The organism is Achromobacter sp. 413638, assembly GCF_043119405.1.
GTDB lineage: Bacteria > Pseudomonadota > Gammaproteobacteria > Burkholderiales > Burkholderiaceae_B > Achromobacter.
The window spans coordinates 1-12631 of record NZ_JBICCO010000021.1 but is presented as its reverse complement, the minus strand read 5'-3'; the positions used below and the strand labels follow the sequence as shown (position 1 = coordinate 12631).

The 12631-nt window shown below is 62.0% G+C and carries 10 protein-coding genes; 4 read left to right on the top strand and 6 right to left on the bottom strand.

Annotated features, from left to right (window positions below; translation table 11 throughout):
• Positions 1-191 precede the first annotated feature (191 nt).
• The 4 genes from ACEU5R_RS10860 to ACEU5R_RS10845 all read left to right on the top strand — a co-directional run bounded on the left by ACEU5R_RS10860 (position 192) and on the right by ACEU5R_RS10845 (position 2892).
• Complete coding sequence (locus tag ACEU5R_RS10860) at positions 192-839, top strand: DNA methyltransferase (RefSeq protein WP_392410145.1); 648 nt, start codon at positions 192-194, stop codon at positions 837-839.
• On the top strand, positions 836-1270 hold the full coding sequence (locus ACEU5R_RS10855; protein ID WP_392410144.1) for a hypothetical protein: 435 nt from the start codon (positions 836-838) through the stop codon (positions 1268-1270). Before ACEU5R_RS10860 ends, ACEU5R_RS10855 begins: the two co-directional genes overlap by 4 nt.
• 56 nt (positions 1271-1326) lie before the next feature.
• On the top strand, positions 1327-1557 hold the full coding sequence (gene kleA, locus ACEU5R_RS10850) for a stable inheritance protein KleA (protein ID WP_392410143.1): 231 nt from the start codon (positions 1327-1329) through the stop codon (positions 1555-1557).
• Positions 1558-2406: 849 nt separating this feature from the next.
• The gene (locus tag ACEU5R_RS10845) at positions 2407-2892 is read left to right on the top strand and encodes a hypothetical protein (protein WP_392410141.1); all 486 of its coding nucleotides are present in this window, start codon (positions 2407-2409) and stop codon (positions 2890-2892) included.
• 96 nt (positions 2893-2988) lie between these two features.
• Here ACEU5R_RS10845 and ACEU5R_RS10840 read toward each other — a convergent pair whose 3' ends face one another.
• From ACEU5R_RS10840 to ACEU5R_RS10815, 6 genes are all read right to left on the bottom strand, one after another.
• On the bottom strand, positions 2989-4065 hold the full coding sequence (locus ACEU5R_RS10840; protein WP_392410140.1) for a porin: 1077 nt from the start codon (positions 4063-4065) through the stop codon (positions 2989-2991).
• Between the two features lie 763 nt (positions 4066-4828).
• Entirely contained in the window at positions 4829-7777 is a 2949-nt protein-coding gene (gene mobF, locus ACEU5R_RS10835) for a MobF family relaxase (RefSeq protein WP_392410138.1), read from the bottom strand.
• Positions 7778-7946: 169 nt separating this feature from the next.
• Positions 7947-9599 carry a type IV secretion system DNA-binding domain-containing protein gene (locus ACEU5R_RS10830; RefSeq protein ID WP_392410137.1) on the bottom strand — a complete coding sequence of 551 codons (1653 nt, stop codon included), beginning with the start codon at positions 9597-9599 and terminating at the stop codon, positions 7947-7949.
• Between the two features lie 82 nt (positions 9600-9681).
• On the bottom strand, positions 9682-10101 hold the full coding sequence (locus tag ACEU5R_RS10825) for a hypothetical protein (protein ID WP_392410136.1): 420 nt from the start codon (positions 10099-10101) through the stop codon (positions 9682-9684).
• Positions 10102-10109: 8 nt separating this feature from the next.
• Positions 10110-10817, bottom strand: coding sequence for a StbB family protein (gene stbB / locus ACEU5R_RS10820; RefSeq protein ID WP_392410134.1), 708 nt, complete (start codon positions 10815-10817; stop codon positions 10110-10112).
• 796 nt (positions 10818-11613) lie between these two features.
• Positions 11614-12492, bottom strand: a complete 879-nt coding sequence (locus ACEU5R_RS10815; protein WP_392410132.1) for a hypothetical protein — start codon at positions 12490-12492, stop codon at positions 11614-11616.
• Between the last annotated feature and the right edge of the window lie 139 nt (positions 12493-12631).

The window sequence follows — 12631 nt, the reverse complement described above, 5'->3', positions numbered from 1 at the left end:
GGCATGCCCGGCACGGCACGCGGCTATGTCGCCGCGCCGGGCATTTCAAGGGCTTTCGCGGCATATCCTCGCGCGCTGCGCGCACTGCGGTATTCCACGGTCCCTTGACCCGCCTCTCCAGGCCTGCGCCCTCCTGCCCCGTGCAGTACAGAGGAACGACCGTCGATCCTGCTGCACGCAAGGAGCTTTTCATGAGCCGCGTAGAGCTGGGCGATTGCCTGTCCATTCTTCCCACATTGCCCGACCGTTGCGTTGATATGGTCCTCACCGATCCGCCCTACTTGGTGAACTACCAGGACCGTGACGGCCGCAGCATCGCAAACGATATCAATGATGATTGGTTGGTCCCGGCGTTCAGGCACATCCACCGCGTGATGCGTGACAACACGCTCTGCATTTCGTTCTACGGCTGGAACAAGGTGGACCGCTTCTTCGCGGCCTGGCGGGCCGCCGGCCTGCGCGCCGTCGGCCACATCGTCTTTGCGAAAGAGTACAGCTCGAAGGCTCGGTTTGTCGGCTATCGCCATGAAGCCGCATATCTGCTGGCGAAGGGCCAGCCACCGCTGCCGGCCCAGCCGCTGCCCGATGTGTTGCCTTGGAAGTATTCCGGGAATCGGTATCACCCGACTCAGAAGCCCGTCGAGTGCCTGGCGCCGCTTATCGAAGCATTCACGCAGCCGCGCGCGATCGTGCTGGATCCCTTCGCCGGCTCGGGGTCGACGTGCGTGGCCGCGCGCCAGGTAGGCCGGCGCTTTTATGGCATCGAGATGGATCCTAAATATCACGCCGCAGCAATGCAGCGCTTGCAATTGACCACTGTAGAAAGGATGGCAGCATGAACTTTGAATATGAATTCGATGCAGGTGTGAGGGCTTACCTAACGGGCTATTTCCGGAAGGACCCCAAGGCCCTTGCCGCAATGTCCGGGCTTGGGCCGTATTCCGGGCATTGGCAGTGGCCCAGGGAGGCAGGTGAGGAGCTCGACCGACGCAGAACTGCGATCCTGGCATCGTTGCCCGAGTCGGAGTTGCTGGCAATCGAATGCGGCCAGATCAAGATGGAGGCAGCTATCAAACGTTTGGTGGATGAGCTAAAGGATCCGCATCGCATCGAGGCCGCCGCCACTGCCGAGCGCTTGCTCGCGGGCAAGGGGTGGGTGCCAGATCTGATGCGTGGGGCGGGGAGTTCCCCCGATACCGTTGGTCCAGCAGGCGAAGTCCACGACGACCACCCGTCCGACGATGAGGGCGACGACCAGGGCGATGATTAGTAGGTGAGCGAGGCCGGGCCGCCTGGCCCGGCCCTTCTTCTGACATGGAGACGATCATGGAGCACGAGGTGTTTCTCGCCGCCATTGCGCGGCTTCCGGAAGTGGGTACGCCGCTCCTGCGCGACTGCGAAGGCATTCGCGCGTTGCACGCACGAGCCACCGAGTTGGAACGGACTGCCGCCCGCCTGCGTGATCAGGCGGATCAGATGGCCCGCATCTTGCGCGGGCGAGCCGAGAAGCATTGGCCGGCGTCCGAAAGACGAGCCGCCGGGTTGGAGGTGGCGTAATGCATACCACCTGGACTACGGAAGACGGGGAATACTGGGGCGAGTTGCTGGCGGCGAAGTTCGCCGCTACTGCGGCTCTGGCCACCGGCCGACAGCGGGCCAGCCGACGCACGAGGCAGGCTGGCCAGGATGGAACTGGCCGGGCCTATGGCTTGCGGGACCAGTGCCGGGCACGTCTGGTACTGCGTCGATATGCTGGGCCGGTGCGTGCTGCCTTGTTGGAGCTTTGGCGGGTGTCCCCTGGTGCGGGGAACGCCGCTGCCCTGCTTGGGCTTGTGCACCGCTACGACAATGGCCGGGTTGTCGTTGATCTCTGAGCTGGAGCGCATCGTGTAGGCACGGAGGGCGCAAAGCAAAAGGGCCACCCTAGGGGTGGCCCTTTTGCTTTGTTGGGGGCTGTCTCTATGCGGGCGGCCGTTCCCCCCGGCTGCGCCGGCGGGGCCGTCCTACGGACGTTGTGAACGTCCCCCGGACGTTCACGGAGTCCCTTAAGGCACGCGCCGCCGTTCCGGCGCCGCGCCCCTTAAGGCCCTCACACAGGACGCACCCTCCGGGTGCAGCTATCTTTTTGATTTGTTTTGTCTTTTCTCACCAAGTGCGGAGTTCTTTTGTATGACAACAAAGGCTCCCGGCCGTGGCAACGTGGTGTGATTGCATGCTTTGCCAGGAGCTTTCGCGTATACATTCGATGAGATTTTGACGGGTAGCCGCGTTAGAGCGCAGAAGATGAGACATATATGGGACTCTAGTGGCCTATTATCGTCCCCTCCTATGACCAATATTCCCGGCTGTATCCCGCCGTTGGGACGGCGTTGGTACAGAAGTTGTACTTTTAGGAGTGTAGAGAACATGGTTCCGACTGAAGTCCCAAATGCAGTATTAGCGGGAAATAAGACCCCGGCGGCCACGATACAACTCGGCTTGAACCTGCTGGACATCAATCGAGGGGCCGTCACCGTTCTAGAGGAACGGGAAATCTCGTGGCTCGACCCCATCTATCTAGATCTGCTATTGGCAGACATCTGCAATATCTTCGCCGAAATTCGCCTTTCGCTATATCCCGGGTTCGCTCCTATAGGGGTGAAGGTGCTGCGTAAAGGCGGCAACGGTCTGGAGGAAGCATGGTCCCCAACCACCCGTGATGACGATTTGGCTGAGTTTCTGAGGGAGGTGGGTCGCACTGGCGTACAGGCAGGTAATGGCCTTGAGCGGCAGGCAATGCTATGCGACATCGCGCGGAGCGTAGTAGGTAAGGACACGGTCCTCATCCCCGTCGGAAAGCTGTATAGCGACGTCGAGGCGGCATGGTTTGCTGTTCGGACACCGGCGAAATAGTTCGCACTCTGGCCTAGCAAAAAAAAGCCCACCGTGTTTGCGGTGGGCTTTCGTACTTCATGCGGCCGGGGGCAGGCCTTGAATCGCGGTTTGCGATCAGAAGATGTGGCGAATGCCCAGGCCGCCGCCGACTTGGCTGGTGCGGCCGGAGATATCACCGGTCGAGGCGTCGCGGACCTTGTTGTAGTCCACGGTGCCGTACACCTGGGTGCGCTTGGACAGCGCGTACTCGGCAACGGCGATCAGGGCATAGCGCTTGCCCTTGTCGCCGTCGACCACGACGTTCTTGGCCTGGTCGTAGTAGGCGGCGCCGGTGATGGTCCAGCGCGGGGTGGCCTGCCAGCTGGCGCCCAGGAAGTAGCCGTTGTCCTTGCGATCCAGGGTGCTGTTGTTGTCCACCGCTCGGCCCATGATGCCGTTGACCCAGTTGGTCTGATCCTTGCCGTTGAAATAGCCGGCGAAGACCTTGACGACTTCGAACTGATACGAGGCGCTGAGGTTCCACACCTGCTGACGCTTGTCCGAGTCGTTGGCCCCGAAGGTCTTCTGGAAGGCACCACCCAGGCCGAGCTGGCCGATCGTGTAACGCAGGCTGATACCCATTTGCTGGCCGGCGGCGCGGTCCGACCACTTGTCACCATTGGACCACTGGCCAATCACAGCCAGGTCTCCCAGCGTATTCGCATAGCGGAAGGCATTGTCCGCGCGGACGCGACCCATCGCCGCAGGCAGCCACGAGTTTTCGGCGTAGTTGCCGACAGTCAGCGGATCGAAGTGGTCGGCCATCAGGTCCTGGATGACCGTGTTCTGTAGGCCCAGCGTGAGCGCGCCGATCTTGCCGCCGTCCAGGCCGACGTAGGCCAGACGGTTGAAGGTCTTACCGGAGCTGGAGGACTTGCCGTTTTGCACGTCGAAGCCTTGCTCCAGGCGGAAGAAGGCGCGGTTGCCGTCGCCCAGGTCTTCCGAGCCACGCAGGCCCCAACGGCTGTTAGAAATGGCGCCGTTGGACATTGAGAGGCGGCTGCCGTCAGCGCCGGTTTGGCCGTCGCTGGTATTGACGTAGCGGATGCTGACGTCGGCAATGCCGTACAGGGTCACGCTGGTTTCAGCCGAGGCGACGCTCGAGGCCAGGCCGAGACCGATGAGAGCTACGGATAGGGCGGTACGTTTCACGAATGCTTCTCCATGATTATGATTTTGCGTTGGATATGGTCCGTTGCCGGGGATTAACGAATTCGAAGCCGGGTAATCCCGAATCGGCACGGGTGAATGTTTTTAAGCGTGAACGGCAATCCCCACAATGCACGAAACCCCTAGGGTTGCTCCCACGCAACGCATCTCGCATTGATGCGTTGCGCTAGGCATCGTCTCCGCATATGTGCCCGCAAACTGCAATTCCTCGTGTTCGGATATTTTGTATTGAATCCACATAATCGACTTGCGAACTCCGCATGCGATTTCAGCGAGCCGTTGCTGTGACGTTGATAAACTGATAATCTGCGCGGCATCACAATGAGACTTCTCCAAATTTTCATAGTGATAGAGTCCCTGGCTGGAAGGCTCCCGCCGGGGACTCACCATTTCTGGCGTTGATAGCCCTTTCACGCGGGTCGCTGCACTTTTCCCACTTCATGCGCGCACGTCTCGACACGATCCAGGCGCGGCATACAAGCGGAGACAAATGTTCGAAGCGAGGTGATGCCGAAAATCTACCGAGTTAATCCGCGGGGTACATGAGCAAGCTGTCCAAAACCTTGCTGGCGTTCCGAGAACCTGATAATGTTCGCCCCATCACAATGACTTCTCCTAAATTTCATCGTGATAGAGTCCTCGGCTGGATGGGTCCCGCCGAGGACTCACTGTTTCTAGACCCAGAAAATGTCCAACCTGCACTCTCGCACCGTGATTCTGCGGCCTGCCGCGAGTTGGGTCGGGATCATCGTTCAAATCCCCGGCCATGAGCCATGTCTTTTTGTCGCCAGGGGCGCGTCGATTCGATGCCGATATCCAGAGCTGCCGTTTTCTGCTCTAGGCGGCTAATGGCCTCCGACAGCTTCGATGCATCATTGGTGTAAATCTCAGCTCTGTGACGCGCGCGAGAAATCGCCACGTAGTACACGTCCTTCTGTGTGGTCCGGCTGAAACTCTCTGCGTTGATCAGCACGCGATCGCATGTAAGACCTTGCGAGCTGTGGCTGGTGGTTGCGTAGGCGCGATCGAGATGAAGCGGGGTGACCTCCGAAGCCGGTAGGCTGATGCGCCGCGTCCCATCGCCAATCGTTACAGTGGTCGGTGTGACAGCGAGGACTTCGAAGCGGCCGCCGTTGACCAAGTCCAATGCAGCGTTGTTGCGCGTCACGCGCACCCAGTCGCCGGCCGACAGCTCCGCTCGTACAGGCTCGTACACGGAGATCTTCGCTGTGCGAGCCGGATTGAACTGAATGCGCCCCTTGGTGCCGAGGTGTTCGACCTCGAGCAGGTTCGGCTTGTCGCGCACCGGACCGACTACGCGATACATCTCTCCCTGTTTGAGGCTTCCCGCCTTGTAATCGCGTTCCGGCTGAATGATGTCGCCGGCGACGTAATACTTGGCCACCCTGCGCTCGGCCTGGGTGGTGTCGCGACGGGTGAGCAGATCAAAATGAAAGCCTCTTCCCGCTAGGCCGAGGGCTTCGTGGGCGGCTTCGTTGAGCGAATTCCTCGAATCGTTGGTCCCAGTGATGATCAGCGTCTCACGACGCGCATCCGCGTCCAGGCCGGCATATTGCTTGGCGATCGTGTCGTAGCGTATGTCGTCCTCCGCCACGGTATGGACGGCCTGCAGGCGTTGGTCGAGCAATTGCAGCGACGCTACCGCTTGGCCCTTGGCGGCCAGCTCGACGGAAGCCTTCAGGTCCACCGACTTCTGCCGCACGATGTCACCCATGAGCGCCTTGGCCATGCCCGCATCAAGCAGCTGGTGAAATGGGCGACCAGCCTCAATGGCTTTGGTTTGCCCTGCATGGCCGTCATGCGCCACATCGCCCATCATCACGACACGCGCGCCGTCCGTCTCGGCCATCTTCATCAGTCGTTCAAGGATCCGAGTGGGGACCACGCCGGCCTCGTCGATCACCAGAACCGTCCGTGCGTCGAGTTTGAAGCGGTCCTTTTGGCGGGCCTCGAGCACCGACGCGACGGTCTTTGCTTCAATTCCCAGGTCTCGGAGCGCTTCGATCTGTTTGCCATACGACGCCACGGCCTGAACCACATATCCAGCTGCCTCCGCTGTTTGCTTGATCTTCTCGAGCATGTGCGATTTACCTGTCCCAGCCAGTCCCTGCACGCCAACAAACCGATCGGTCGTACTCAGTATCAGCTCCGCAGCGGCGCGTTGGCCGGGGCGCAGAGAAAACGCGGCCATGGCGGCCTTGGCGGCCGCAGGCTGCAGTATGGGCGTGAGCATGCCGCGGCCTTCCTTCTCGATCTGCAGGATCCGCTTCTCGCGCTCGCGCGCCACCTGTGTCGTGTACTTCGCTCCGGCCAGGACGAGGGCGCCGCTTGCCATCGCCTTTCGCACTTCGGCCTCGGCCTGGCCCGGTGTCTTGCCTTCCGCCACCAAACTCTCGACCCAGGACGTGCGGCTCATCGCCGCGCCTTTTCGGTCGTGGGCCGGTCGATACTCCAGCGTGCCCAGGATGAGGTGGCCCTTGTCCAGGAAGCGCTTCACGGCCGACTTCAAGTCCTTCAGCTCAAGACCCGTCCCGTGAGAACGCCGTAGAGCGGTCTTGAGCAGATCCTTGCCCTCCATAACCGACTCGCGTTCAGTGTGATGTTTGATGGCCCATTTGATGCATTCGTCGGCAATCAGCGCGCTTGCTTCGCCCTTCTGGGCCTCCGGCGGTGGCGTTCCGTTGGGCAGACTAGCGCCATCGGCAACAGCTGTTCCAGGAGATGCCGGCGCGGCCTCTCTGCTCGCGCCAAGGGCGAGCGCGGCTTCAGCATCAGGCCGGCCGAACGAAATGCCCGCCTCCTTTGCTTGGCTCCTCCAATCTGCCTGCAGCGCGTCCCTCGAGATCTCTGGTGTCTTATTCAAGCGAGTCTTGAGGGCGATCGTCTGTTTGAGGGCCCGGCTAGCGGTCTGCCGGTTGTGGCCGACCGCCTCCAGGCCGGCATTGATGTCGTGTGTGCGCTTAGAGAAGGCCTCGATCTGCTTTCGCGTGATGCTGGCCAGCTCGAAGCCCTTGCCCTCATACCGGACCGATTTGCCAGATTTTTCCAGTTCCGTCACTAGCGAGGCGTTGTATACGGCCTCGGCCATAGGCTTCAGGCGATAGATCTCGTCGTTGGCGATCGCCGCCCAGGTTCCATCTGAACGCTGCGTGATATTCATCAGCAGCGCGTGAGTGTGGAGTTGGGGATCTGAATATGCGCCGCTTGTCGGCCTGGCAGTCTCGTGGCGGAACTTGGCGATGAGTGCGTTCCCCGTCTGCTCCATTGTCGTCACACCGCCGCTGGTCTGACGGGCGCGCAGAAGCTCACCTTCGATGAAATCGAGAGCCTTGGTCACAGCTCGATCGTGAGCATCTATAACGCTGGCGTCGCGCCCTACCAGCGCTTGGATACTGACACTCTTCGGTGGAGAAAACGTAATGTCAAGCGCGGCCCTGGCCTTCGAGTCCTGCCGTACGGAGCTGGCGAGTTGAATGCTGGGGCCGAATTCGCCGCGCAAGGCTTGTAGGAAGTGTTCAGGGCGCACTTCGCCGGTGAGGCCGAGCGCTTCACCAGCTTTCCCTTGCCATTGAGCCGCAGTGCCGTCGCGGCTGTAGTAGTCATCCTTCTGGTCCGCGTAATAGTGGGAGGCCTTGGCGGCCGCGCTGCGGTGGACCGTTTTGAGCGAGATCATGGGTGACCATCCTATGTGGGCGCGGCCGCCGCGTGAGCTGGCGGCCGGCGTGGTGACTTCGACGCGATCGTTGGATCGCCGGGCGGCACATGGCGAGCGCCGGGGACGTGGACTTGGGGATTGAGTGTGAACTTCGAGATCGGCCGGCCGCCCGCAAAAGCGACATAGGCTATGCCGCCATCGTCGGGTCTTCGGGCAAGCCGTCGCCTGCCCAGGGCTGTGGGCCACCGGAGGAGGTGTGCGTGGCCGCATAAGGCGCTGCGTTGGCCGCGGCATAGGCGCCCACGCGCTTGGCTTCCACGAAGGGCGCATTGCGGACGGCGAAAGTCATCGGCTCAAGGACAAATTTTGCGATGGGCCGGTCGCCGGCGAAGGCTAGCCAGCCCGTGAGGTCCGGCAGCGACTGGATCTGGGCAGGCGTTACCACACGCTCGGTGGTGTGCTCCAGTTTTTCGCCGGTAGTGGGCGAGCTACCGGGGTTGCGGTTCTGATTGTATTCTGGGCGCGCGACTTCGTGCTCGCCCAAGGCCTTGGACATTTCCTCGGCGGTCTCCGGGTCGGTCTTGGAACCGCCCAGAACCACCAGTGACCGGAAGCTGGCCCGCAGAGTCTGCGACATCTGCTTGCCATAGATGTCGTCGAGCTGAGAAACGGATTGCAGGCCTGCCACCGCGCGTCCGCCGTTTTTGCGCCCCTTGGTGAGCAGATCTTCGAGCGAGGCCAGCTTTTCCAGCGAGGCGAGTTCGTCGATGATGGCCCACCAGCGCCGCTGATGATCCTCCGGTAGCGACAAGAGGGCCGTGCAGAAGACATCCACCCAGGCCGAGAGCAGGGGCTTCATGGCGTGCTTCATGTCTTCGCGCCAGGTGATGTACAGGCACCCCGAGCCGTGCTCCATCCAGTCGCGGATGCTGAACTTGCCGCGCGGCATGCTCATATGTTCAGACAGCTTGTTGGAGAGGACAAAGCGTGCGCTCGTAAGCGCCTTGCTGGCTTCTGTGGAGCCGGCGAAGAGCGATTCGGCTAGAGTGCCCGACAGGAATGTGCGGAGATCCTTGTCATTGGCGATCGTGCACCAGCGGAACAGCTCCTCGATGTCGGGAGTGCCGAGTTCGTGAAGCTTGCGCGCCGCCTCGCGCAGAAGCAGCCGGCCGAAGCTGTTCCACTCTTCCGCGTTGGCGTCCTTGCCCAGGGGCACGACCGACATAGCCAGGCGTTGCCAATCGTAGTCCGCCCGCACTTCGTTGAAGAATGACCAGCCTTCGGTGCGTTGGTCGTAGGGATTCAGGATGACGTCATCCTTGCGACCAAACTTGCTGTAGAGGTCGCCGTTCGGATCCACGATGATGGCGCGGTCGCCACGTTTGAGCAGCGAGAAGAGCAAGCCACGTAGGAGCACGGACTTGCCGCTGCCGGTGGCTCCGTTGAGCAGCAGGTGCAGGGTTTCGATCTTGGTCGGCATGGGCACGCCGGCAATGTCAACTTGCTGTTTGCCCCTCTCTCGGGATCGCGATTTGAGTTTCTTCAGCGGGACGACCTCGGTGCCGCGGATGTGCTTCGCGTAGCCGGCGCCGTCGTAGCCCGCCTTTTTGGCGTAGCGGCTCAGCGAGGCGGCGAGCGCGATGGCCAGCGTCAGGCCGACGGCGGGCGTGACGATGAGCGCCGGGTGGTAGGGTGTGGCCTGCATCCAGATGTAGAGGACACGCCAGGTGACCTGGCGCGGCGTGATGCCCGAGAGCAACATGGCCGCGCCCAGCCAGCCCAGGAGTGGGAAGAAGATGAGCGCGGCCTTGATGATCCGCCGGCGTATGTCGGGTGCCATGTGAGTCCTTGATGTATGGGAGAGGGGAGCGGCGCCTGCGGCCAGAAGTGCCAGGTCGCGCGCGCTCCAATATGGTGTGGGGCTACCGCAGAAACAGAATGACCAGCGTCGACGCGAGAATGGACCCAAGGAATGCGCAACCAGCGCAGAGCAGCCCGATGCGCCAGGCATTCCTCGCGTTGACGCCGGCCAGGGCCCGAACCGTTACGCGCAGATCCCAATCTGCCTTGGCCAACGTGCGCTCTGCCTCTCGCAGGCTGCGAGCAGAAGTCGTCGCAATTTGTTGGCCAGCGTCAACGCTCGCTTGGCGCAGAAGGGCTGGGATTCCCCGACCCACCAGCGCCGCCTCTTGAAGCTGCGCGGCAATCAGGGAATTTTGCTCGGTGAGACGTCCACCTTCGGCCAAGATCTCATGGAAGAGCAGTTCCACCTTGCTACGTGGCTGTGGCATCGGAGGCGTGGCCGTTGCTTGCGTCGGGGGGAGGGGGGTGTCGGGTGCCATCCAGCTCTCTACAAGAAGATTGCAGCGAAGGCGCGGTCGAGCTGGCGTTCCACTGGACGGGCCAGCGACTGCAGGGCGTGCATATCGCTCAGATGCGCGATGGCCTGAAGATCATCGCGGTCTGCCTCGCGCAGCAGCTGCCGGTAGTTCTTCGGGTCAGCAAGAATCTCTTTGATCGTCGTGCGCTTGTTCGCCAGCAAGTCGTAAACCTCGTTGTCGTAGATTGCCGCCTCCGGGTTCGCGATGAAGCCGCCGGCGTGGTGTGCATAGCCGAAGATGGCGGCGAATTCCTCATGTACATCCGCATCGACCCGATTGAATAGCACGCGCACGCGCTCGGCGGGTACGCCGATAGCCGCTAGGGCCTGAATGGATTTGATGGTCTCGCGCTGGGCTTTGCCAGAGCCAACAACCGGCAGCACGTAGTAGTCGATTTCGAGATGCGCCTCGTCGTACTTGACGAGTTCGGCCAGGAATGCCTCGATGTTCGACGCGCCCACGTCGATGATCGCAGACTCGGCCATCAGAAGTTTGCGGAATAGGCGGCCGAAATGCTCGCCGCGCATCTGTTCTACGGGCAGTCCGAGATCGGCAGCGCTTTCATTCGTGGACTCTACGGCGATGATCTCGGCGCCGGGCATGCGCGGGGCGAAGAGATGGCTTGCGGCGACGGTCTTGCCGACCGATCCAGAGTAGTTGCAGGTCGCGATTTTCATGGGTTGGAATTCCAATTTTCTGGGGTAGAAGCTGCGGGGGTTGCCGCGAAGGGGGGGCTGACGACCATGGGCGTATGGTTAGCGCTTCCGGCGACCAAGGTCAGCCAAGTGGGTAAGGTCTATGTGCTGCTGTGACGCGCGAAGGCGAACCAAATCGGCCTTGCCGAGGATCTCGCCAGGGAGGTCGTGGGTATGGGTGTGAGGCGAACCTGCTTGGGTAGGTGCTGGCGACGGCGGGCCGGAAAGGTTGGATTCCAACGGCGCCATGCCAGCAGAGGCCTGCGCATCGGTCGGACGGGAAGTCTTGTTGCGCCATCGGTAGAGAGCTTTTCGGAATGCGATCAAGGTAACGCTGACACCGCTGGCGGCCAACGTATCTACGACAGCCTGGTGGGACACTCCAAGGCGGACGAGGCGGTCCAATACAGGCAGCAGTGCGCGGAACTGTGCTCGAGGATCAGTCTGTTGAAGCAGTTCCAGCCTTTCGATGGCATTGACGTGTGGCCGATCGGGCAACGGGGAGCTGTGGGACATTTGAAGGGTCCGAGTCGAGTGGAGTTATGCCGGCAGTGCCGGCGGCCTGGGGGCCCAGCCTCCGCTGAACGGGTTTTTGGGGGAGGGGGCCGCGCCCGGCGCGCCAGGCGTGGGGGAGCCGGTGGAGTTCCCCCAGGGGGGCAGATGCGCGGCCGCCGGTGGGCGGCCGGCCAGGGGGGGCAGCATGGCCCCGAGCTTTGGGGGCTGCTTTTCCCCGGCCGGCGGATGGGCTAGCTTCACCGTCTGGTGTCGGCATGCTCGCCTAGCGCTCGAGGGCGGTCGAAGTTTTCTCCGCGCCAGCCCTTTCCAACGCGGTCGATTCCAGCGCCATGATGTCGACCTGGCGCACCAGGCCAACCTTGCCGCACGGGTAGCTGATTTCGACTTCCTTGCCCACGTACTGCTGCGGGTTCGTCACGACCAACGCTCCGAGCTTGTGTTCAATCGCGATCTCATCACCAACATTCTGGTACGCGCTATCACCTTCGATCGAGACGATCGGGCCGCGATAGGTCGCGCCAATTGCTGGGGGCTGCACGGCAAGCGAGCCATCCCAAAGGGCATCTGCAATGTCGAGCTGCAGATCTGCGGCAGCACCGTAATCCCGCAGGATCTGGGCGGCTCGGTCGGCGGACATGACGGAATAGGACCACCCCTCGGCGTCGCGACCTTCCTCGACCACGTACTGCTTGACGAGCGCCTCTCCCAACTGGTCGATCGCTAGCACGGTGATGCTGGACCGATAGGCTGGGTTTTGCGGCGCCGGGTTCCAGAATTCTGCGCGGGCCTGCACAGGCACGCTGGCCTGCAGCGCCGTGTGCGTCTCGAGATGCGGATAGTCGTAGAAGCGTTCCGTGTCGATGTCGCGGACGGATGTTCCGTCCCAGCGCTCGATTCCCTCCGCCGCGCCGCGTTCCAGTTCGTCTCGATGCGGATCGGCCGACAGGTCGCGGGGCTCGGCGGCCACCCCGATCGAGGGGGCATGGACGAATCGCTCGCCGGTGCTGAGGATCGAGATCTCGACCGGCTTGTGGTTGGCGTTGGCGGACAGACCGCGCGGGCCGTCTATTAGGGGCGCGTGATCGCGCCTGGTGGGGCGAAACAGCGCTTGGACTTTGGATTTCCAATCGGAGATTTTCATGAGATTTCCTGGGGAGTTGAAGGTGCGGAGCGTCCAGGCTGAGCACCGAGATGCCGTCAAGTGGACGCGAACGGAGGCGCCCATCCTGCTGGCGAACTGGGTTTGAGGGGAGGGGGAGCCGCGGCCCGCCAGGCCCGGG